The following is a 22,031-nucleotide window of genomic DNA, read 5'->3' on the forward strand; positions in this document are numbered from 1 at the left end:
GGTTTAGCCCGACACCAACGAAGACACCCGCGCTCTAAAGCCTGCCTTCTCTAGCGCGCTGACGGTCGCTTGCTCATCGTGCACCCGAAACTGAGAGCCAAATCGAACAAAGTGTTGCCGCGCCTTTGCCCCTACGATCGCCACAACCGGAACCTTGGCTCTGTCTCCCTCCCCATGCTGTTGGCGCAGCAAACTCCTCAAGCGGTGTTGTTCGGCGGCGTCCGTGGCAATCTGGGGTTCAAGCTCGACCATCACCATCCGCACTGTTTCGATCAGTTCTGCATCTTCTACGATGAACTGGCTTTGGTCGTCGCGGCGATCAACTTTGCCCCACAGCATCAGCCGTGCATCGGGGATGATGTGGCGCTGAATGCGCTCAAACGATTTGGGAAACACAACGGCTTCAGCATGCCCGGTGAGATCTTCGATCGTTAAAATTGCCATGCGATCGCCCTTCTTAGTTGTCACCGCTTTGATGGTGGTGATCAGGGCGATCGCGCTGATGGTCAAGCCTTCTTTGCACTGCTTGAGATCACTCAAGTTCACCGGAGCCAGCATCTTTGCCGATTGTTGTAGATGCTTGAGGGGGTGATCCGAGATGTAAAACCCCAATACTTCTTTTTCAAGCCGCAACTTTTCTTGCTGGGGATAGTCGGCAACCGTTGGCGCTTTGGGCGCGAGTTCATAGCTCGATTGCTGGGTAGTGCTGCCGAAGAGATCAAACAAGCTGCCCTGACCACTGGCGCGATCGCGGGCACGAGACTGCGACCAATCGAGCAAGAGTTCCAGGTCTTGAATCATCTGTTGGCGATTGTTGCAAAGCTGATCGAAGGCTCCGCAGTGGATCAGCGATTCTAGAGCGCGGCGGTTCACCGTGCGGGGGTCAACGCGATCGCACAGGTCTGCCAGCGACTGAAACGCCCCTTTGGATTGCCGCACGTCTAAGATGGCGTCGATCACGCCCATTCCCACATGGCGCACCGCCGACAACCCAAATAGGATCTTCTCGCCAGTCGGGGTGAAGTCAACGCCAGAACGATTGATATCGGGTGGCTGCACTTCAATGCTCATGCTGAGACAAGAGCCAATATATTTCTGCACCTTGTCTTGATCGCCGCTATTTAGCGTCAACAGTGCTGCCATATATTCGGTCGGATAGTTGGCTTTTAGGTAAGCCGTTTGATAAGTAACATAGCCGTAGGCGGTGGAATGGGATTTGTTGAAACAATACTCGGCAAACATCACCATCTGATCAAACAGATCTCCAGCAACTTTGGGCGGCACATTATTTTTAATGGCTCCTTCCACAAACATCGCCTGGTGTTTTTCCATCTCAGCTTTTTTCTTCTTGCCCATGGCGCGACGCAGCAAGTCAGCCTGCCCAAGAGAATAGCCCGCCAGATCCTGAGCAATTTTCATGATTTGCTCTTGATAAACCATAATTCCATAGGTTTCTTTCAGAATCGGTTTTAGAATATCGGCGGCATAGTCAATGCGTTCGCGCCCATGCTTGCGGTTGATAAATTTTGGAATGAGTTTTGCATCTAATGGGCCAGGGCGATAAAGCGCCAAAATTGAAGAGATGTCTTCAATGGTGTCGGGTTTAAGGTCTCGGACAATTTGCCGCATTCCAGACGATTCAAGCTGGAAGATGCCTTCGAGTTCGCCTCTGCCCAACAGTTGATATACTCCAGGATCATCAAGCGATAATTCATCGATCTCTAGCTTGAAATTGCGGCTTTGCTGAATTAGTTCCACCGTTTTTTGAATCATGGTGAGATTTTTGAGTCCCAAAAAGTCCATTTTTAGGAGGCCGAGCGCCTCGATATCTTCCATGAAATATTGGGTGAATACTGCGCCATCGGCATTGCGTTGGAGCGGCACAATTTCGTCGAGCGGATCGGCTGAAATCACCACCCCCGCCGCATGAATGCCGACACTTTTGTTGGTTCCCTCGATCCGAATGGCAGTATCGAGCCAGTCTTGGTAGGTGACAGTGCAATTCGGCACAATCGCACCGCTATCATATTTTTCTTTGAACTCTGGGGCTGGGGTTTTGTCGGAAATCATCACCTTTAGTTTGGTCGGCTTGCCGCGCACCGTTGGGATCATTTTGGTCATGCGATCGCTCTCACCATAGGGCACGTTTAGCACTCGTGCGACATCTTTTAGCACAGCTTTCGATGCCATCCGGTTGTAGGTAATAATCTGGGCAACTCGCTCTGTACCGTACTTTTCAGTGACGTATTTGATCACTTCATCACGCCTTTCGATACAAAAATCCGTGTCTACATCAGGCATTGATTTTCGCTCAGGATTGAGAAAGCGCTCGAACAGCAACCCGTGATGTACCGGATCAATATTCGTAATTCCGAGGGCATAGGCGACCAACGATCCAGCAGCCGACCCCCGCCCAGGCCCAACGGGAATGCCATGATCTCTGGCGTATTTAATGTAATCCCACACCACTAAGAAATAGGTTGAGAAACCCATTTGCTTTAGCATGTTTAGCTCATAGACAAACCGATCTTGGTAGACACTACTAATCTGATCGCGAGACGTTACTTTCTGGCGTTTAAACAGCCCTTCCCATGCCACTTTTTCCATGTATGTATCGGCAGTGAATCCGGCGGGAACCGTATAGTTCGGCAGGCGGGGTTCCCCCATAATTTGATACTCTTCGACTTTGTTGGCAACTTCTAGAGTGGTTGCGATCGCGGCATCTACAATGTCTTGAGTTAAATGATCGCGAAACAAAATTCGCATCTCATCTGCCGACTTTAAATACTCTGTGCCGGTATAGCGCAGCCGTTTTTCTTCCGAAATCAACTTTCCGGTTTGAATACACAGCAACGCATCATGGGCTTCTACATCAAAACAAGAAATGTAGTGAGAATCATTCGTCGCAATGATTTTGATATCAAATTCGCGCGCAATTTTAATAATTTCAGGATTGACAATGCGTTCTTCATGCAACCCGTGATCTTGAATTTCTAGATAATAATCATCGCCAAAAATGTCTTTATACCAGCGAGCAACCCGACGGGCGATTTCCGGCTTTCCCTGCAAAATTGCTTGCGGCACTTCGCCACCCAAACAGGCACTCGTGACGATTAGCCCTTCGTGATATTGCGCTAGCAAATCTTTGTTGACGCAAGGGCGAGAAAAAATTCCTTTGCCTTGGGTGCCCTGGAGGTTAGAAATCGTCGTTAGTTTGACAAGATTTTTGTAGCCGATCGTGTTTTTTGCCAAAACCACCTGATGATAGCGAGGGCGGCGTTCTTGCTTGGTAATGTCACCGTTGATGATATACATCTCATTGCCGATGATCGGTTTGAGTTTGCCCTGGCACACTTTCAAAAGCTCGATCGCACCATACATGACGCCATGATCCGTCAGCGCGATCGCGGGCATCCCCAACTCAACCGCCCGCTCAACCAACTCTGGAAGCTGACTTGCGCCATCTAGCAAACTATAGTCACTGTGAATATGCAAACCGACAAAAGACATAATCACTCAGCCCACACAAAGGAATGAGTCTAAGCGTAACCGATCATGCGCGCTATATCTACAAATTTTCTAAACTCGTACCCCATATGTGGCGTTTACTCCCAAATGGGGACAAAAGCAAGCACCAAACTCCACCGCACTTGATAGTTACCCTCAACTATTAGTCACCCTCAACTATTAGTCACCCTCAACTATATAGTATTAATGTATCAAATTCTGAATGCACCCTACGCCCCTACTGCACCATGAGCCTAGATCCACAAACAGCGAAACACAGGCTTCAACAGCTAACTTGCCTCGATCCGGCGTCTCCTCAGTCCGCTACCTATGCTTTGCTGCGGGAGGCGCTATTGCTCGTTGCCAGCCTGTCAGACTACCAGATTTTAGGGATTTGTGCTGACACGGCTGCCCAGGGCGTGCGATCGCTCCATGCCTATGCCAAAGCCCTGGGCTACGACGCCATTCCTGTCATGGAGGCAGTTCCAGGGGCAATCTACATCAAATACAACCCAGCCAGGAACCTCGCCTATCTGAATCCTTACCCTGGTACCCATCGCGGTGTGTTGGTGTCCTGCCAATCGGCATACGCTGACGGGGTGAACGACACCTTCGGGCACTTGCCCCTGGATCTGTTTGACGCTGATTTAGCAGATTGACTCAATCGCGCGGCTAGCGTCCTAATTCCTGCGATCGCACTGATGCCACCCGCACCGCTTCGATCACCGCCGAGCGAAATCCTGATCGTTCGAGGTGAGCGATCCCCGCGATCGTCGTCCCCCCCGGACTCGTCACCCGATCTTTCAACTCGCCCGGATGCAGCCCCGATTCTTGCAAGAGTTGGGCGGTGCCTCGCACCGTTTGCAGTGCTAGTTTCATGGCGATGGCACGGGGCAGCCCAGCCGCCACGCCGCCATCGGCTAACGCTTCGATCATCACCGCCACGTAGCCCGGCCCCGATCCCGACAAGCCCGTCACGGCATCCATCGCTGATTCGGGAACTTCTACAACCTCACCCACGGTTTGCAGAATGCGAGTTGCCAGATCAAGGTGCGGCGGCTCAACCTGCTGACCCGCCGCGATCGCACTGATCCCTGCCCCCACCGCTGCTGGCGTATTTGGCATCGACCGAACCACAGGCTGACCCGGAAATGCCGCTTCTAGCTGACTGAGCGGTATGCCTGCCAAAATAGAAATGACCAACGCAGATGGCACAAGGTGACTCGATATCTCTGGCGCAACCTGCTGAAACACTTGAGGCTTGATGGCAAGCACCACCACATCAGATGCGATCGCAGCATCCCGATTGTCTGCTGTCACCCCAATCTTATAAGCTTGCGCCAAAGCCTCCCGACGGGCAGCCGACGGCTCACTCACCCTGATCTCTAGCGGCGTATACACCTGCTGCGCCACCAACCGAGCTAACAGCGCCTCCCCCATCATGCCGCCGCCAATCATGCCAAACCGAACCGATTCATGATTCATAAATTCACACCTAGAAAAAGAAAGACCCTCGGCGAGGGTCTTTAACCATACTATTCAAAACATTTCGCTGAAGGAAAAAGCAACCTAGCCTTGAGCAGTTCTTGGCTCTGCCCAAGCAGGAGTAGGAGCATTGGTGCGAGGGCGAGCAGGCTGAGGCTGAGGCACTTCATGAATCACGTTGCCCGACGTGCTGACCTGAACACAACTTGGCGTAAACAGGAAAATACTTTCGCCGATGCGCTCTTGATGACCATCGATCGCATAGGTGCCACCTGCCACAAAATCAACCGCGCGCTGTGCCTGATCGGGATCCATGATCGTCAGATTCAAAACCACCGATTTGCGCTCCCGTAGCGCTTGAATCGCTTGAGGCATTTCCTCAAACGTGCGAGGCTCCATCACCACAACTTCAGAAATCCCGTTCGTCGCACCAGGCATCCCAATTACGTTGTTCATTGTTGTTCCTACTACACCAGTTGTTTCTGAACCCATCACAGCCGCACGATTGCCTCGTAAGCTTGCTTCAGAGTCGCGGAAGCGATTTGTTGCTCGACGGGCACGAGTTTCATCTTCCATAGCCGGAACCGGCGCAGAAACCGGAGTTTCATCCTGATATAGAGTTTGATAGTCTTGCCCGTCCATCTCGTCGTACTCGTATTCGTAGTCCATCGGCTCGTTTAGTCCTACGAAATCTCGCAATTTACTAAAGATACTCACTGTGTCACGCTCCGTCACAATCTATCGAGTTTACTTGAAAGTCACTTGAAACCTATCGAAAAGTAGCAGAAAATCCAGCTAAAGATTTTTTGAGTAAAGAGAAACAATATCCTCCTAAGCTGACATTTTGCAGTTAAGCAAACCTCTACGTTGCTAGTGGTCAGCTTAAATAGGTGGCTTTGCTAAACGAGCCTTGCCAGAGTGAAAAAATAGTACATTTCCAACCTTTAAAATTGGAATCTCTATTTTCTTTTTAGTAGGCTCGGCAGCAATTGTATCGGCAATTTCAAGAAATGGAACACTGAATTGAAACTTTTTTGCAATTCTAGAAATTCCACTCTCAGAATCTTTCATCTAATCGATTGCTTGTGTAGACAACTGTCCCCAATGATTCTGGTCAAGCCATAGCCACAACGTTAAAATCTTTCGCGTTTCTAGCCGCTACTAAAACCGATAAAGAAAGCATCCTTAAAGCGCTCAGCCAGGCGTTTTACTCTAACTGAATTTTTAAGGAACCGTTGCATTATATAGACAACGTTAGATTCTCCCTTGAACATTTAAAGGCATTCAATGAAAGCTAGTTAAACTCAAGTTTGAACACCCATTCAGGTCGAATTTCTTTACAGGTAAACAACCTTATCATTTTTCTCTACGAATGCAACACCATTTTCGAGAAGGTTAAACGTTTTTTAAGAACCCGCTTTTCTAGCAGCTTATTATTTAAGTATCATCTAGCACTAGTTAAGCCGGACAATCACCCACACGATCGCAGTGTCCACTGTGTTAAAGGACGATCGCTGTAGGTTATGCAGCAAGCTTTCTAGACTCCACACCTTCTACTCGTTTTAACGAAGACTTAACTCAGTGTTAGTTTTGATGCTGAAATGTCGATACTAAAAAATTTGGCATTTGAAATTTAGCAGCGATCGCACGTCTCCATCAGCGATCGCCAAATAGCACCCGCCCCGGACGAATCATCGTTGCCCCTGCCCGCATTGCCAACTGATAGTCATCCGACATTCCCATAGAAAGCTGCTCAAACTGCATACGAGAAAAGCCTTGCTGCCGAATCTTTTCCATCAGAGCGTGGGCGTGTTGAAACAGAGCCAACACAGCGCTTGCCTCTAGCCCAAACGGGGGAATCACCATCAGCCCGTGAATCTGGACGTGGGTGAGTTGGTCAAGGTGGGGCAGGTCTGCGAGCAGATCCGAGACGCTCCAACCTGATTTGTTGGCATCATCAGCAAGTTTTACCTGCAAACAGAGGTGAGGAATTCGGTTACTGTCTTCAGCAGCGCGATCGAGGCGTTGAGCTAATTTCAGGCTATCGACCGACTGAATCCAATCAAACAGCGCGATCGCTTTATGCACTTTGTTGCTCTGCAAATGCCCGATCAGATGCCAGGTTATGTCTTTTAGATCGCTCAGGGCTGCTTGTTTGGCTTCTGCTTCCTGAACGCGGCTCTCACCAAAGTCTCGAAACCCTGCGGTGTAGGCGATTCGCATTGCTTCTACCGGAACCTGCTTTGTCACTGCGATCGCGCGTACCGCATCAGGAATCGTGGCGCGAAATTGGGTCAAACGCTCTAGTAACGACTGGGCAGCATCACTCATTGAAACGTGCGTTTATGAACTCTCTGAAGTTCATCGTACTCTTTCGCCATGCCCGATCGCCGCAGCATTCGCATCCGGTTTTCGACCAGAGCTTTGGCATCGCTGCGCCCGATGGGCTGAAAGTCTAGCCCGTCTACTTCGGTCGTGACGACGAAAAACAGCCGTTGGGCGTAGAGGGTACTGAACAATTCACGCTTGTCCTCTACCAAACACACTCGAAATAGCAACCCAAACGTCGGGTGATTTAAATAATTCTCGTTGTCCATCCAAATTTACTCAGCAAGAAAATCAAGTGTGTTAGTTAAACGGTGTGATCTTTTAGAAGGGCAAAGGGCTAAACATAAGAAGCGTCAGATAGGGAAATTAAAGATGGGTCGCTTGGTTTCAAGGTTTAGTATCAGTGTTTCGTAATTGCTGGGTTCAAGTGCTTTAGTTTAATGATGGTTTCGTGACAATTGAGAGTGCTGGGTTGATCAATCAAATTCATACCAATCAAATTCATACCAATCAAATTCATACCAATCAAATCTATTTTGTATCATGCCCAAAGTTATTGTAATTGCTGCATTAGCGTCTTCTGATCGAGCAATTGGCAGTCATGGAAAACTACCTTGGTCGATTCCGGAAGATCTGAAACGATTTCAGAGATTGACGCTCCATCATACCGTTATTGTGGGTCGCAAAACGTGGGAATTTGATCTAAAGAAACGTCCGTTAAAAAATCGTTCCATGATTGTTGTGTCTACGAGCCTTAATGAGGATACAACGTTAGGAATTGATGTAGCGCGATCGCTAGAAGCTGCCTTGGAAAAATGCCGCGATCGCGATCTCGTGTTTATCGCCGGAGGAGCGTCACTCTACGCGCAAGGGCTGACGATCGCCGATCAATTAGAACTCACGCTAGTAGAAGGGCACTACGAAGCAGACGTGTTCTTCCCGCCCTTTCAGCATTTAATTGGCACCGTCTTCAAGTTGGTTAGGGTAGAGCCGCGCCTAGCCGCCCAAAATGGCGACGGCTTGACATATCGCTTTGAAACCTATGAGAGAGTGAGCGACTAGTGGTCTGTCAAGGTTGAAATGTTGAAATGGGGGCTAGGAGGGAAGGGGGTGAGGGCGAGTCATTGGAATCATCCACCCATTCACCCATCCACCCATCAACTTAAAGTTGACACTCGACTAGTGCTCTAGCAAATTAATTTTTTAGCCGATAGAGAGCCAAACTCGCTACAATGAGACTCTGCTAAAAACAGGATGCTCGTAGAACCGCATCTCCAATTCTTCATTCTTGCTCAGACTTATGGCTTTACCGATCGTTGCCATCATCGGTCGCCCCAACGTGGGCAAATCAACTCTTATGAATCGCCTGGCACAGGTGCAAGACGCGATCGTTTACGACGAGCCGGGTGTGACCCGCGATCGCCTTTATAAGAGGGCATTTTGGCGCGATCGCGAGTTCCTTGTTGTGGATACCGGCGGCTTAGTGTTTGGCGACGATACCGAGTTTTTGCCGCTCATTCGTCAGCAAGCCATGACCGCACTGGCAGAATCGACGGCAGCTATTTTTGTGGTAGATGGTCAGCAAGGGCTAAATGGCGCAGATGAAGAGATTGCCCAATGGCTGCGAGAACAGAGCGTTCCGGTGTTGCTCGCCGTGAATAAGTGCGAATCGGTGGATCAGGGCATGGCTCAAGCGGCAGAGTTTTGGTCGTTGGGGCTGGGCGAACCGTACGCGGTTTCTGGCATCCACGGCAATGGAACCGGAGACTTGCTCGATACGTTGATTGAGCACTTACCCAGTTACGACGAGATTGAGGAAAATCGAGAAATTCGAGTCGCGATCGCGGGTCGTCCGAATGTGGGCAAGTCCAGCCTTTTAAATGCATTTGTGGGGGAGAATCGCTCCATCGTCAGTCCGATTTCGGGCACCACGCGAGATGCGATCGACATGCTAGTTGAACGAGACGGCAAACCCTATCGGCTGATCGACACCGCTGGAATTCGTAAGAAAAAGAATGTGGAATACGGTCCAGAGTTTTTTGGCATTCACCGAGCCTTTCGAGCGATCGAGCGATCAGATGTCGTGCTGTTGGTGATTGATGCGTTAGATGGCGTCACCGAGCAAGATCAGAAATTGGCAGGGCGGATCGCCGACGATGGGCGGGCTTGCGTGGTGGTGGTAAACAAATGGGATGCCGTTGAGAAAGATTCCCACACAATTTATGAATTTGAGCAGACCTTGCGGAGTCGGCTGTATTTTGTGGAATGGTCGAACCTGATTTTTATCAGTGCCCAAACCGGGCAGCGGGTGGAGAAGATTTTTGAACTGATTGATGCTGCCGCCGAGCAACACAAGCGCCGGGTTTCCACCTCGGTGATCAACGAAGTGCTGGAAGAAGCCACGAAATGGTATTCGCCGCCTACCACGCGGCAAGGTCGCCAGGGCAAGATTTACTACGGGACGCAGGTTAGTTCTGAGCCGCCTGCGATCGCGCTGTTTGTCAACGATCCCAAGCTGTTTGGGGACAACTACCGCCGCTATGTAGAACGGCAGTTTCGCCAAGCGTTAGGGTTTGCAGGCACTCCGATTCGGCTGATGTGGCGCGGTAAAAAGCTGCGCGACTTTGAGCGCAACAGCACTGTGAACCGCGCTACCAAGGTTAAATAAACGGTTCAATAAACTCGAAGGTGTGTTAAACAAGACGCACCTATCGTTACGAACGCCGCCTCATGGATTTACTGCGATCGCTGCCCCTCGGTCTCTATCTCGAAACTCCGGTCACTTGGCTCCACAAGCTCGATCCGCGAGTGAAGTTAGCGTGGCTGATGAGTTTTTTAGCGGCTCCATTGCTGGCAACGGCAACATGGCGGCTAATCCTGGTGGGGGGGCTGATTTTGCTGACGCTGGTTGCCCAGATTCCGCTGCGGGTATGGCGGCAACAGATGGGTTGGCTGTTGTTTCTGGCGGTGTATGTGTTTGCGTTGATTGCGATCGCGCCTGACGGGTTAGGCATCAGTGCTCAACCGCGATTGCCTGCCAATGAACTGGCATTCGTTCAGCAATCTAATACTCCGCCGATCCCGCCTCCGCGTCCTCCTTGGTACAACCCATGGAACTTTGGGCAAAACCCTGATCCGGCTCAGCAGGCGGCGGTTGCAGCGCTCAAACGCCCTGAGTTGCCCCAGCCGACACAGTACAGCTACATCGTGTTTCAGCGGGGTTTGTTGAAGGTGTCGCGGCGATCGCTTGACCTTGCCATTCGAGTCAGCACGCTGCTGTTTACGGTGATCTACAGCACAACGCTCTATTTGCTGACGACTGCGCCCGAAGAAATTACCGCCGGGTTGGAAGATCTCATGAATCCGTTACGGCGATTCAAAGTTCCTGTGACAGAAATTGCCTTGACGTTAACCTTGTCTCTGCGATTTATTCCTTTGGTGATGGAAGAGTTTCAGAACTTGGTGCGCTCAGTCCGCACGCGGGCAATCAACTGGCGGAAACTTGGATTTCGTCGCACTACTCAAATTTGGATGCTGGTCGCAGAACGGCTGTTGGAAAATCTGTTGCTGAGAGCCGAACAAATTGCCAATGCCATGAAAGTTCGCGGATTTACAAGCCCCGATCGCCATCGAGTGCTGTGGCATGATCTAAAGCTGCGGCGCTATGACTGGGTGGCGTTGGTAGTGTTGGGGCTGCTGTGGGCGGTAAGAATGGGCTTTAGCCAGTTGGGAAGCGGATGATGGGGAACGATGCTTTACTGCCGCTGCCATCGCTAGCATCGTGGCATTGGCGATCGCAGCCGCTCAACCACCGCACCGGCTCTCAAGTATTTGCCGCTTTGTTTCTCGATCACCCGATCGCAACGCTGCTAGAGAGTCCTTATCCTGCTTCGCCTGATCATCCGCAGTTGGGGCGCTATTCGATCTGTGCCGGTTCCCCCCGATGGGTTGACCACCAACCGCAACTTTGGACGCCCAAGATTGGCGAGGTTTTGCCTTTGTTAAACCGGCTGCTCCAGCGATCGCGGGGAGATTGGCAGAGTCAACCATGTAGCCATGAGTTAGACAGTCATGAGTTAGACAGTCATGAGTTAGACAGTCAGATTGCCTCGCTTCCCTTTACAGGCGGTTGGTTGGGCTGGTTGGGCTACGATGTTGCACGGGAAATTGAGCGCTTGCCTTGTGTAACGTCTGATCCGTTGCCGTTTGCGATCGCATATTGGTATGAACCCGATTGCTTTACTGTTTTAGATCACGAACAGCAACTGCTTTGGTTAGCAGCAACACAACCCGATCAATTGGACAAATTGGAGCAGCAGTTAACCACCGAGCCAGTCGTTGAACGCGGCTCTACGGTTGAATTTTCATCCCCTACCCCTCAGTTTCAGATGTCTCAAGCTGAGTATCAAGCGATCGTGCTAAAGGCAAAACAGCACATTCAAGCGGGGGATATTTTTCAAGCGAATCTCTCCCTAAGATTTGAAGTCGAAACCAGGGCAGAAAGTTGGTCAATCTATCGATCGCTCCAGCAGATCAACCCGTCTCCCTTCGCCAGTTATTGGAAGACCCCATGGGGAACCGTGATTAGCTGTTCGCCAGAGCGGTTGGTGCAGGTGAGAGACGGGGTTGCTCAAACTCGCCCGATCGCCGGAACCCGGTCAAGAGGGCATACCTTCTACCACGATCAACAGCTTGCAGCAGAGTTGCTCAGCAACACAAAAGAACGGGCTGAGCACATCATGTTGGTAGACTTAGAACGCAATGATTTAGGACGGGTGTGTGAATGGGGATCAGTCGTTGCTGATGAGTTGCTCACCATTGAGCGATACAGTCATGTGATGCATCTCGTTAGCAATGTCAAAGGCGTTCTCCGTTCTGATGTAAATGCTGTCGATCTGATTCGCGCTCTGTTTCCGGGAGGAACGATCACAGGCTGCCCCAAAGTCCGATGTATGGAAATTATTGAAGCGTTGGAACCCGTCCGTCGCAATTTGTTTTACGGGTCGTGCGGCTATCTCGATCGGCGCGGCTATCTCGACCTCAATATCTTGATCAGGACGCTGCTTTATTCCCGTCCTAGCCCTGCTGCCCCGGCCAAGGTTTGGGGTCAAGTTGGGGCAGGCATTGTTGCCGACAGCGACCCCCATCGAGAGTGGCAAGAGTCGTTGCACAAAGCCCAAGCGCAGTTAAAAGCATTGGAAGTAGCGATGTCGTCGTGGAGTGTGCGATCGCACTGACGAACGGAGTCAAGCGCTAGTCGCATCCGATCAGGGTTTATAGTTTAGCTTGAAACCCTCGATCCCCCTGATCCGTCTCATGTTTTAACCAAACGTGAGTTCGACCAGTTTTCTATTGGTTTACCTTAATGCCATGTCTTCTGCGATCGATATTTTAATTCTCTCTAACGCTCCCGGCGAACTGGCAACCTGGGTTAAGCCTGTGGTGCGAGAGTTACGGGTGCTGTTGGGGCAGGGTGATGCAGTTAGAATCTCAGTTATCCTGTCGCCATGCCCTAATGCGAGCGGTCAAGAAGCTGCGATCGCGAGAAGCTATCCCGAAGTGGATCGCGTGCAGGCAGCAGACCAGTTTTTTCCGTTTCTGCTTTTTGGTAAGACAGCAGAAAATTGGCAGTGGCGCGATCGCGGTGTGGTCATTTTTCTGGGCGGGGATCAGTTCTTTCCAGTGGTGATCGGCAAGCGCTTGGGCTATCGCACGGTAATTTACGCAGAATGGGAAGCCCGGTGGCATCGCTGGATCGATCGCTTTGCGGTGATGCGCGCTGACATTGCAAATCGTGTGCCCAAACCCTACGCTCACAAAGTAACGGTGGTGGGCGATTTGATGGCAGAAGTCGGAGCGTATGCACAGCAAGACGCACCAGCCAACCTAGTCGGACTTTTGCCCGGTTCCAAGCCTGCAAAATTGGCTCAAGGCGTTCCGTTTCTCGCCGCGATCGCGGAATGCATTCACGCCCAACGCCCAGAGACTCGCTTTATCGTTCCGGTTGCGCCGACGCTAGACTTGCCAACCCTGGCTCGCTATGGTGACCCGGCTCAAAATCCGATCGTGGCACGGATGGGCAATATCTCCCTAAAACTGGTCATGTCTGCATCGGGTCATGCCCACCTCGAAACCCAAAATGGGGTGCAAATCGAGCTTAAAATCAACCCTGTTGAGCGCATGCCCGCTTACGATGTCTTATCGAAATGTTGTCTGTGTCTGACGACCGTTGGCGCAAATACGGCTGAGTTGGGCGCTCTGGCTGTTCCCATGATCGTATTGTTGCCAACCCAGCAGCTTGACGCGATGCGATCGTGGGATGGCTTGCCTGGCTTGCTGGTCAATCTGCCGGGGGTGGGGTCAACTTTTGCAAAAATCGTGAATGGGTTAGCGCTACGGCGCTTGGGTCTGCTGGCATGGCCCAACATTTGGGCAAAAGAAATGATCGTGCCTGAACTGGTGGGAAACCTCCAGGCAAAAGAGGTTGCAGCGCTAGCGATCGATTATCTCGATCATCCAGAAAAGCGGCATCAGATGCAGGAAAAGCTAAGACAGCTTCGAGGTGCACCCGGAGCCGCAACAAAACTAGCAAAAATTGTCCAAGACGAGATCCGCTATCTTGAGGCGTAACTAGTCAGAAGATTGACCGTCGCGGCGTCCAAGTTCATAAATGCCGCAGCCCATGCAGGCAAGAATACCGCCGCTAATTGCCCAGCTTCGCCCCAAACTCAATTCGACGCCAAGGCTGCACAGGGTGCCCACGACCAGAAAAGGAAAAATACTGAAGAGCGAGGCATAGAAAGCGTTTTGAGCCTCTCTAGCGGGACGAGTCTGCTCAAATTCTTGCTCGGAGGTGTAGAGCGATCGCTCGGCGTAATTAAACCAGCGATTCAGTTGATGCGTTACCCAGTCTCCGATCGGCGAAAACCCCAAATAGAGCGCCAATGACCACAATCCGGCTCCCGCAATTTCTGTTGCGTCAATGTCTAAAACGAAGAGACCCAGATCAAGAGTAGGCATGGAGACGCAGGGAAAAGGTTGAGCAATATTGTAACAAGTTCAGACAACCTAATTGGCTTCGGGTGTCTTGAGAACCCGATCGTTAGCTTATTGGAAAGGCGATCGCATCTGCATAAAAACAGCGATCGCTGAGTTGGATGATCCGTCGCAGCTAGAGTCTAAATGGAATTTCTTTTTGCAATCCTCTTGAGAAAGAGTTGCAATTGGTGTAGGATATTGTACTTTGCACAAACTTACGAAAAACTACCCATGCTTACATTGTGGAAGTCTGTTCAGCTATTTCTGAGTATAGGATTGGTGGCTACGATTGCAGCCTGCGGTGGAGAAAATGCAACAAATAGTAGTGGCGAAAACCCTGCCAATCAGGGAACACCAGTTTCTGCAACCCCTAAGAGCAGTGAAAGTGAAGCCCCCAGCGCAGGGGAAAAGGCGAATGCAGAATTTCAAGACAAGTTGAGTGGACAAGAACTCTTGAGCGCTTTACAGAAAGGCGGACATGTTATCTACTTTCGCCATGCACAAACCGAGAAAGACTATGCTGACCAAGCTGATCCCAAGATGAATCTTAATGACTGTGAAACCCAGCGCAAACTCAGCGATGTTGGGATCAAACAGGCTAAAGACATTGGCGCAGCATTCACTGCGAAAAAAATTCCGGTTGGTGAAGTTATTACCAGTCAGTATTGCCGATCTTGGGAAACCGCAGACCTAGCCTTTGGTCGCCACACAAAAGACCCAAAACTCAACTTTTTGCCTTTTGAAGACTACACCGACGAGCAGGTTAAGGAAATGAAAGCTAACGTGATGCCGTTGCTAACAGCAGCCCCCCAGAATGGTCAAAATACTGTCATTGTGGGTCATGATGATATTTTTGAAGCGGCTACGGGCATTTACCCTGATCCCCAAGGGATGGCTTATGTGCTTACACCTGACGGCAAGGGTGGGTTTACGCTGCAAGCCAACATGCTGCCTGAAGAGTGGTCGAAACTTTAGTCCACCATAAATCACGCTAAGCCAAGGGAGCAAACCTTCTGTTCACAGTTTGTTTGCTTCGCTTTGGTGTACCCAAACAATCACCTTCAGGCATTGCCCTGTCGGGGTTGAGGTTGAATTTCTGGAATCGGCAGAGATTTGTTTGTGGTTGTGCCAGCCGTTTGAAGCTTATCGGTTGGTTGTCAATCCTAGGGCGCGATCGCACGTCCCAAACCTCTGGAAAACTCTCTGGCATCATGTCTGATCATTATGAGTGACAAAAGTTGCTGGGGTAGTGCACTTACGTAAAGGGCAGAGAAAAAGGACTAATTCTGGGAGCCTGATGCAGTGAGTCCTCTAAAAATGCCAATTATTCTCTACCCTTTATGAAATACCACTACCAGTTGCTGGAAGTGCCACGGCTGTGATCCGGTGCAGTCCTGAAGGGTCGTTGTCTCGGTAGTCTGCAATTGGTTCGCAGACAGTTCGCAGACCAGCGACGAACTGTTTTTCATCGAACTCCCAGTACTTTTAAGCAAACTTGAGAAACAAAAATCGTTCAATTGCTCACAGGTTGATCACAATTGAACGATTCTTAACCTTATATGAATGCTCTAACTGTGAACCATTGACTTAGGAAGGCTCACTGCTTTCTTAGTAGAAACCTCCGTGATTTGAAGGGAAAGTTGCTGTGAGATAGTAGGAGCCATTTGCTTTGCGATCGGGGCTTTTGATCTGCCTAATGCCTGCTGCAACATGGGCGTCTTTAGAACCGAATCGTTTGCCAACGTAAACAGAGGATTGGAGAAAATTCCAGCGAGCGACGTAGCGATCAGCGCTGACACCAAGCCCACTTGCAACGGGCGCATTCCCGGCAAAGTCCAGTCTGTCGGCGGATAGTTCTTCACCGAATCCGACATTTCCTGCGGCTCTTTCACCACCATCATCTTGACTACACGGATGTAGTAGTAAATCGAAATCACGCTAGTTACCAGACCCAAAATCACCAGCGGGTATGCCCCAGCTTGCCAACCTGCCCAAAATAGGTAGAGCTTACCAAAAAACCCTGCCAATGGTGGAATGCCGCCTAACGAGAGTAAGCAAACGCTCAGCGCCAACGTCAGCAACGGATCTTTCTGATACAAGCCTGCGTATTCACTGATCTGGTCGGTTCCCGTTCTCAGCGTAAATAAAATGATGCAGGTAAATGCACCCAAGTTCATAAACAGATACACCATCAGGTAGAACACCATGCTGGAGTAGCCTGCATCGGTGCCTAGAATCAGCCCGATCATCACAAACCCGGCTTGACCGATGGACGAGTACGCCAACAAACGCTTCATGCTGGTTTGGGCGAGCGCCACAACGTTTCCCAGCACCATACTCAAGATGGCAAGCGTCGTCATGACTAGCTGCCATTGCTCACTCACCAGCGGAAACGCCGTGACCAGCAACCGAATCGCCAACGCAAATCCTGCCGCTTTCGACCCCACCGATAGAAACGCGACAACGGGTGTCGGAGAGCCTTCATAAACGTCTGGCGTCCACTGGTGGAAGGGAACCGCCGCGATTTTGAACGCAATCCCGGCGATCGCAAAGACTAGCGCAATCACCAGCCCGATAGATTGAGCCAACCCAGCACTGGCAATACTCGCTGAAATGGTGCTCAGCCTGGTTTCGCCGCCCGACAGCCCATATAGCAGCGACGCCCCATAGAGAAAGATTGCCGAACTCGATGCACCAATCAGCAGATACTTCAAGGCAGCCTCATTAGAGCGAGGATCGCGCTTGGTGTAGCCCGTCAGCAAATAAGACGAAATACTCAGGGTTTCTAAAGAAACATAAACCGCGACCAACTCGTCTGAGCCGGAGAGAAACATGCCGCCCAGAGTTGCCGTGAGCAAAATGGTAATAAATTCTGCTAGCGAGGTTCCCGATTGAATGACATATCGAATCGACATCAAAATCGTCGTTGCCGCCGACAGGGCAATGATCCCCCGAAACACAACGCTGAGGGCATCGCCATTAAACTCTCCGATAAAGCTGATGGGATTGGCAACATCCCACTGATAAAACAGCGCCACAACCGAAGCGAGCAGACCCGCGATCGCAATGTACGGCGTCCACTGTGCCGAGGCTTGGCGTCCGATAATCAGATCACTCACCACCACCGTCATCAGCGTGATGAGCACGATCGCCTCTGGCACAATCGTGCCAGCATTTAACTGAACAGCAAGAGAAGCAAAATCCATAAAACGGAATCCAACTAAGCAGGATTAACGAAAATTTATGATAGGCGCGCCTAAAATTCCGTAAATTCTGACAGATCATAGGTCTCTTACGGATTTTAACGCGCAAGTTCGGTTCATTTTCGTTAAATCTTAAATCCCTTCCCGTGACCCCAACCAATAGACGGTTCTAACGTTATGGTCTAAAGTCTAGGTTTCGAGACCGTCTAGGTTTCCAACCCCCTGCCAAATCACCCTCTAGTAGAATCTGACAAAATCTGAATTTATTTAGATGGTGAATCTGCTTCAGCCGTTGGGTATGGTTATAAGTTAAGAAAGAATGTAACCACTCGCCGATCCATCGGTTAAGTTACTACCTGCCGCTCTCACAGCCCAATTCTGCTGAGTTCTTACCCCCCAAACTGGTAATCCGAACTCCACAACCCAATAGGTTTGGTGCTATTGATGAAATAGACCCATGAGCGTGTCACCTGTCGAACTGCGAATCTTCTTTAGCGAGCCCCATGTCAACCCTTGTTATCGTCGAATCCCCAACCAAAGCCAAAACCATCCGCAACTACTTGCCTCGTGGCTATCGTGTAGAGGCGTCGATGGGACATGTGCGCGACCTGCCCCAGTCAACGGGAGACGTTCCTGCCTCCATTACAGACAAGAAGGTTCGGGAACTTGGGGTGAATGTTGAGGCAAATTTTGAGCCGATCTACCTCGTGCCCAAAGATAAGGCAAAGGTGGTCAAGGCGCTCAAAGACGCCCTCAAAAGCGCCGATGAGCTTGTTCTGGCAACGGACGAAGACCGCGAGGGGGAAAGCATTAGTTGGCACTTGTTGCAGCTACTCAAGCCAAAAGTGCCGGTCAAGCGCATGGTGTTCCATGAAATTACGGAAGAAGCCATTCAGGAGGCGATTCAAAACTGCCGCCAAGTCGATGAGCGCTTGGTGCGGGCGCAAGAAACGCGGCGCATCCTCGATCGCTTAGTTGGCTATACCCTCTCGCCATTGCTGTGGAAAAAAATCGCCTACGGGCTGTCGGCAGGGCGGGTGCAGTCGGTGGCGGTGCGAGTTTTGGTGGGTCGCGAACGCGAGCGCCGCGCCTTTCGCAAAGGCAGCTACTGGGATCTCAAAGCCCTGCTGGCTGTGGAAGCCGAGCCGACGGGCAAAAAAGTGAAGAGCGAATTTGAAGCGAAGCTTGTGACGCTGGCTGGGCGCAAATTGGCAACCGGAGCCGACTTTGATGAATCGACCGGGCAGGTGGCGGCGGGTCGAAATGTGGTGTTGCTGAGTGAGGCAGAGGCAAGGGCACTGCAAGAGCGGTTGAGCGATCGCCAGTGGACGGTAACAGAGCTAGAAGAACGTCCCGTTACGCGCAAGCCGTCGCCGCCATTTACCACGTCTACCCTGCAACAGGAATCTAACCGCAAGCTGGGCTTGTCTGCCCGCGATACGATGCGGACGGCTCAGAGCTTGTATGAACAGGGCTACATTACCTATATGCGAACCGATTCGGTGCATTTGTCGGGGCAAGCGATCGCGGCGGCGCGCAGTTGTGTCGAGGTCAAATATGGTGCACCTTATCTCAGCCCTCAGCCGCGCCAATATACGACCAAAAGTAAGGGGGCACAAGAGGCTCACGAAGCCATTCGCCCTGCCGGAAGCACCTTCCGCACACCCCAAGAAACCGGGCTACGAGGGCGAGAGTTTCAACTGTATGACCTGATCTGGAAACGGACAGTGGCAACGCAGATGGCAGAAGCCCGTCAAACTCAAATCACTGTGCAGATTCAAGTAGAAGATGCAGGGTTTCGGGCGAGCGGGAAGCGAATTGATTTTCCAGGATTTTTCCGCGCTTACGTAGAAGGATCGGATGATCCGGATGCGGCGATCGAAGATCAAGAGGTGATTTTGCCGCCGATGCGATCGGGGGATCATCCCGAATGCCAAAATCTAGATGCGATCGGGCACGAAACCCAGCCCCCCGCCCGGTTTACCGAAGCGTCGCTAGTAAAGACCCTAGAAAGTGAAGGCATCGGGCGACCCAGCACCTATGCCAGCATCATCAGCACGATTATTGACAAAGGCTACGCCCAACTGGTTGGTAGTGCTCTGATCCCCACCTTTACTGCATTTGCCGTGACAGATCTGCTTGAAAAACACTTTCCAGACATTGTTGATCCAAAGTTCACCTCGAAAATGGAGCAAACGCTGGATGACATTGCAGACGGCGATACCGAGTGGCTCCCATATTTGAAGGAGTTTTATTTAGGCAACACCGGGCTAGAAAACCAAGTTAAAGATCGAGAGAACAATATCGATCCCAAAGATGCCCGCACAATCCATTTCAACGATTTAGCCGCCAAAATTCGCATCAGCAAAACAGGCGCTTATATCGAATCTGAAGGCGGTAACATCAACCTTCCCAGAGATCTGCCGCCTGCCGATCTCAATGCCGAGAAAGTTGAAACCTTGCTGAAAGGACCGAATAAGCTTGGCTTGCATCCCGAAACCGGCGAACCTATTTATGTCAAGCTCGGTCCTTACGGGCATTACCTCCAGTTGGGCGATAAGACCGACGAAAACCCAAAACCCAAAAACGTTTCTCTACCCAAAGGCGTAAACCCAGAGACCGTGGCGATGGAACAAGCCCTAGGGTTGTTATCTTTGCCGCGCACGTTGGGGATGCACCCGGATACTGGCAGGAAAGTTCAAGCGGCGATCGGGCCCTATGGTCCTTACATTGTCCACGACTTGGGCAAAGACGAAGAAACAGGCAAACCGAAGAAGGACTATCGATCGCTCAAAACCGGAGATGATGTAGTGACGATTTCCTTTGAGCGTGCCCTTGAGATGCTGGCGCAACCCAAAGCCGTACGAGGCAAGCGGGGCGCGGCAAAACCACTCCGAGAGGTCGGGGTGCATCCCGATGATGGTGAACCTGTCAATATTTACGACGGCCCGTACGGAGCCTACATCAAGCACGGCAAGGTGAATGCGTCGGTTCCGGAAGGGCAAACGGTTGAGTCTGTCACGATGGACATGGCAGTGGAAGCGTTGAGCGCCAAAGCGGGCACAAAAAGCAAAGGGCGCAAGTCGTCTAAAACGGCTACCAAGTCTAAATCAACGCCTAAATCAACCTCTAAGGCAGCAAAATCTAAGTCAGCACCAGATGGCGGAACTGCCAAGACGACAGCGCAGAAGTCTAGCACAGCAAAAACGGCAGCGAAGACAGCGGCTAAAAAATCGACGACCAAGACGGCAGCCGTAAAAAAACCAACCGGAACCCGCAAAAAGGTTCAGACGCCTGAGTAGGCTGTGGAAGCGGCGTCTTGAGGTCAGTGCCCTGGTAAAAATGCCCCTGATTTTTGTCGGTTAGGCTTGTCTGGGAACTAGCCTTTGCGCTTGACTGGTGAACAGCCGCTTTGCACCTTTAAGGTTTTTGTGCCCGGTTTCGTAGCTGAGATCTAAGCTGACGGCTTGTTCATACTGCTGAATGGCAGGTTGTAACTTGCCTTGCCGTTGCAGTACCATGCCCAACCCATTGTGCGCCAGAGCATGGCTGTCTCCTAACTTCGGTTTTTTGACATTGGGCAGCTTGAGGACGTGCTGATAGTTTCGGTTTGCTTCTTGAAACTGTTGTTGCTCGGTGAGGGCATACCCTAAATAAATATAAGTCCAGGTATAGGTCGGACTGATTTGAATAGCGCGGCGATACATGGCGATCGCATTGTCGAGTTGGTTTTCTGCCTGAAGCGCTCGACCTAAGCCCACCAGTGCCAACGTATGAGCGTTGACGCCGTGTTCTGGCTGCTTTGAGAGAGTGAGCGCCTGTTGATAAACCGCGATCGCGTCGGTTATCCGGCGTTGTTCCATTAAAGCGTTGCCCAAGCCTGCGTAGGCTGTCGCATCTTGGGGCTCAACTTGAATTGCCCGACGGTAGGCTGCGATCGCTTCTTCGGTTCGCTTTTGCTCAGATAGGGCATTGCCTAACCCATCGTAGGCTGTCGCATCTTGAGGATTGATTTGAATCGCCCGACGGTAGGCTGCGATCGCTTCTTCTGAGCGCCGCTGCCCCGATAGCACATTACCCAATTCGTGATAGGCTTCTGCGCTGCCCAGATCGATTTGAATGGCTCTGCGGTACGCCGCGATCGCGTCGTTGGGCTTATTGCTGCTCCGTAATTCTTTGCCTAAGTTAATGTAGTAGGCTGGATCGGTTAGCCCCACATCGTAGCGATCATCCACAGGGGAGGCACTAACCTGATCAGGGGGTTGATCGCAGCCTGCCGTGGTGACCCCCACTGCCAGTGTCAAAATAACGGGAAGCGTGTGACGATGATTAGAAACTCGCATAACTGTCCTTAGAGCTAAACACAAGCGGTCTGTTCACAGTTGTTGCACCCTGAGCCTGTTCACCTTAACCCTCCCAGAATCTAACCGAGCGTGTCAAGATTTTCAATGGTCTTTATTATTTCTGAAG

At 51.0% G+C, this 22,031-nt stretch carries 17 protein-coding genes; 8 read left to right on the plus strand and 9 right to left on the minus strand.

Translation table 11 applies throughout. The features are described from left to right. Nucleotides 1–3: 3 nt before the first annotated feature. On the minus strand, nucleotides 4–3,510 hold the full coding sequence (locus GS601_RS19755; RefSeq protein ID WP_162425011.1) for a DNA polymerase III subunit alpha: 3,507 nt from the start codon (nucleotides 3,508–3,510) through the stop codon (nucleotides 4–6). 245 nt (nucleotides 3,511–3,755) lie between these two features. Here GS601_RS19755 and GS601_RS19760 point away from each other — a divergent pair, with 245 nt between their 5' ends. Continuing rightward, on the plus strand, nucleotides 3,756–4,166 hold the full coding sequence (locus GS601_RS19760; RefSeq protein ID WP_162425012.1) for a DUF1824 family protein: 411 nt from the start codon (nucleotides 3,756–3,758) through the stop codon (nucleotides 4,164–4,166). Between the two features lie 13 nt (nucleotides 4,167–4,179). On the opposite strand, the gene proC is transcribed toward GS601_RS19760, so the two are convergent. From proC to pipX, 5 genes are all read right to left on the minus strand, one after another. After that, nucleotides 4,180–4,992, minus strand: a complete 813-nt coding sequence (proC, locus tag GS601_RS19765; protein WP_238393396.1) for a pyrroline-5-carboxylate reductase — start codon at nucleotides 4,990–4,992, stop codon at nucleotides 4,180–4,182. An 84-nt stretch (nucleotides 4,993–5,076) separates the two neighbouring features. Beyond that, nucleotides 5,077–5,709, minus strand: a complete 633-nt coding sequence (locus GS601_RS19770; protein ID WP_338017089.1) for a cell division protein SepF — start codon at nucleotides 5,707–5,709, stop codon at nucleotides 5,077–5,079. 165 nt (nucleotides 5,710–5,874) lie between these two features. Beyond that, nucleotides 5,875–6,063 carry a hypothetical protein gene (locus GS601_RS19775; protein WP_162425013.1) on the minus strand — a complete coding sequence of 63 codons (189 nt, stop codon included), beginning with the start codon at nucleotides 6,061–6,063 and terminating at the stop codon, nucleotides 5,875–5,877. A 585-nt stretch (nucleotides 6,064–6,648) separates the two neighbouring features. Then, nucleotides 6,649–7,323: a YggS family pyridoxal phosphate-dependent enzyme gene (locus GS601_RS19780; protein ID WP_162425014.1), complete on the minus strand. Its 675-nt coding sequence runs from the start codon at nucleotides 7,321–7,323 to the stop codon at nucleotides 6,649–6,651. Continuing rightward, nucleotides 7,320–7,589: a transcriptional coactivator PipX gene (gene pipX, locus GS601_RS19785; protein WP_162425015.1), complete on the minus strand. Its 270-nt coding sequence runs from the start codon at nucleotides 7,587–7,589 to the stop codon at nucleotides 7,320–7,322. The genes GS601_RS19780 and pipX overlap by 4 nt, the downstream gene beginning before the upstream one ends. Before the next feature lie 274 nt (nucleotides 7,590–7,863). On the opposite strand from pipX, the gene GS601_RS19790 reads away from it, so the two are divergent. From GS601_RS19790 to GS601_RS19810, 5 genes are all read left to right on the plus strand, one after another. Next, the gene (locus tag GS601_RS19790) at nucleotides 7,864–8,382 is read left to right on the plus strand and encodes a dihydrofolate reductase (protein ID WP_162425016.1); all 519 of its coding nucleotides are present in this window, start codon (nucleotides 7,864–7,866) and stop codon (nucleotides 8,380–8,382) included. A gap of 238 nt (nucleotides 8,383–8,620) precedes the next feature. Continuing rightward, on the plus strand, nucleotides 8,621–9,988 hold the full coding sequence (der, locus tag GS601_RS19795; protein WP_162425017.1) for a ribosome biogenesis GTPase Der: 1,368 nt from the start codon (nucleotides 8,621–8,623) through the stop codon (nucleotides 9,986–9,988). Between the two features lie 62 nt (nucleotides 9,989–10,050). Next, nucleotides 10,051–11,061 (plus strand): energy-coupling factor transporter transmembrane component T family protein, encoded by a 1,011-nt coding sequence (locus GS601_RS19800; protein WP_162425018.1) that lies wholly within the window; start codon nucleotides 10,051–10,053, stop codon nucleotides 11,059–11,061. Then, nucleotides 11,058–12,557, plus strand: coding sequence for an anthranilate synthase component I (locus tag GS601_RS19805; RefSeq protein ID WP_202925225.1), 1,500 nt, complete (start codon nucleotides 11,058–11,060; stop codon nucleotides 12,555–12,557). The genes GS601_RS19800 and GS601_RS19805 overlap by 4 nt, the downstream gene beginning before the upstream one ends. Nucleotides 12,558–12,690: 133 nt before the next feature. Continuing rightward, the gene (locus GS601_RS19810) at nucleotides 12,691–13,950 is read left to right on the plus strand and encodes a glycosyltransferase family protein (RefSeq protein WP_162425019.1); all 1,260 of its coding nucleotides are present in this window, start codon (nucleotides 12,691–12,693) and stop codon (nucleotides 13,948–13,950) included. Here GS601_RS19810 and GS601_RS19815 read toward each other — a convergent pair whose 3' ends face one another. Next, a complete protein-coding gene (locus GS601_RS19815; RefSeq protein WP_162425020.1) occupies nucleotides 13,951–14,340 on the minus strand; it encodes a hypothetical protein in 390 nt (129 codons plus the stop codon). Between the two features lie 249 nt (nucleotides 14,341–14,589). Here GS601_RS19815 and GS601_RS19825 point away from each other — a divergent pair, with 249 nt between their 5' ends. Beyond that, the gene (locus GS601_RS19825) at nucleotides 14,590–15,333 is read left to right on the plus strand and encodes a histidine phosphatase family protein (RefSeq protein WP_162425022.1); all 744 of its coding nucleotides are present in this window, start codon (nucleotides 14,590–14,592) and stop codon (nucleotides 15,331–15,333) included. A gap of 593 nt (nucleotides 15,334–15,926) precedes the next feature. On the opposite strand, the gene GS601_RS19830 is transcribed toward GS601_RS19825, so the two are convergent. After that, nucleotides 15,927–17,564, minus strand: coding sequence for an NAD(P)H-quinone oxidoreductase subunit N (locus GS601_RS19830; RefSeq protein ID WP_162425023.1), 1,638 nt, complete (start codon nucleotides 17,562–17,564; stop codon nucleotides 15,927–15,929). A gap of 500 nt (nucleotides 17,565–18,064) precedes the next feature. On the opposite strand from GS601_RS19830, the gene topA reads away from it, so the two are divergent. Continuing rightward, entirely contained in the window at nucleotides 18,065–20,863 is a 2,799-nt protein-coding gene (gene topA / locus GS601_RS19835) for a type I DNA topoisomerase (protein ID WP_162425024.1), read from the plus strand. Nucleotides 20,864–20,923: 60 nt separating this feature from the next. On the opposite strand, the gene GS601_RS19840 is transcribed toward topA, so the two are convergent. Further along, the gene (locus GS601_RS19840; RefSeq protein ID WP_162425025.1) at nucleotides 20,924–21,904 is read right to left on the minus strand and encodes a tetratricopeptide repeat protein; all 981 of its coding nucleotides are present in this window, start codon (nucleotides 21,902–21,904) and stop codon (nucleotides 20,924–20,926) included. Nucleotides 21,905–22,031 lie beyond the last annotated feature (127 nt).

The organism is Myxacorys almedinensis A, assembly GCF_010091945.1.
Classification (GTDB): domain Bacteria; phylum Cyanobacteriota; class Cyanobacteriia; order Leptolyngbyales; family Leptolyngbyaceae; genus Myxacorys; species Myxacorys almedinensis.

What these genes read in the sequence shown, in the direction of transcription:
- GS601_RS19810 (WP_162425019.1), top strand. Translation starts at nt 12,691, where the DNA reads ATGTCTTCTGCGATCGATATTTTAATTCTCTCTAACGCTCCCGGCGAA.
- GS601_RS19775 (WP_162425013.1), bottom strand. Translation starts at nt 6,063, where the DNA reads ATGAAAGATTCTGAGAGTGGAATTTCTAGAATTGCAAAAAAGTTTCAA.
- topA (WP_162425024.1), top strand. Translation starts at nt 18,065, where the DNA reads ATGTCAACCCTTGTTATCGTCGAATCCCCAACCAAAGCCAAAACCATC.
- der (WP_162425017.1), top strand. Translation starts at nt 8,621, where the DNA reads ATGGCTTTACCGATCGTTGCCATCATCGGTCGCCCCAACGTGGGCAAA.
- GS601_RS19815 (WP_162425020.1), bottom strand. Translation starts at nt 14,340, where the DNA reads ATGCCTACTCTTGATCTGGGTCTCTTCGTTTTAGACATTGACGCAACA.
- GS601_RS19840 (WP_162425025.1), bottom strand. Translation starts at nt 21,904, where the DNA reads ATGCGAGTTTCTAATCATCGTCACACGCTTCCCGTTATTTTGACACTG.
- GS601_RS19825 (WP_162425022.1), top strand. Translation starts at nt 14,590, where the DNA reads ATGCTTACATTGTGGAAGTCTGTTCAGCTATTTCTGAGTATAGGATTG.
- GS601_RS19760 (WP_162425012.1), top strand. Translation starts at nt 3,756, where the DNA reads ATGAGCCTAGATCCACAAACAGCGAAACACAGGCTTCAACAGCTAACT.
- GS601_RS19800 (WP_162425018.1), top strand. Translation starts at nt 10,051, where the DNA reads ATGGATTTACTGCGATCGCTGCCCCTCGGTCTCTATCTCGAAACTCCG.
- GS601_RS19755 (WP_162425011.1), bottom strand. Translation starts at nt 3,510, where the DNA reads ATGTCTTTTGTCGGTTTGCATATTCACAGTGACTATAGTTTGCTAGAT.
- proC (WP_238393396.1), bottom strand. Translation starts at nt 4,992, where the DNA reads ATGAATCATGAATCGGTTCGGTTTGGCATGATTGGCGGCGGCATGATG.
- GS601_RS19790 (WP_162425016.1), top strand. Translation starts at nt 7,864, where the DNA reads ATGCCCAAAGTTATTGTAATTGCTGCATTAGCGTCTTCTGATCGAGCA.
- GS601_RS19780 (WP_162425014.1), bottom strand. Translation starts at nt 7,323, where the DNA reads ATGAGTGATGCTGCCCAGTCGTTACTAGAGCGTTTGACCCAATTTCGC.
- GS601_RS19805 (WP_202925225.1), top strand. Translation starts at nt 11,058, where the DNA reads ATGATGGGGAACGATGCTTTACTGCCGCTGCCATCGCTAGCATCGTGG.
- pipX (WP_162425015.1), bottom strand. Translation starts at nt 7,589, where the DNA reads ATGGACAACGAGAATTATTTAAATCACCCGACGTTTGGGTTGCTATTT.
- GS601_RS19830 (WP_162425023.1), bottom strand. Translation starts at nt 17,564, where the DNA reads ATGGATTTTGCTTCTCTTGCTGTTCAGTTAAATGCTGGCACGATTGTG.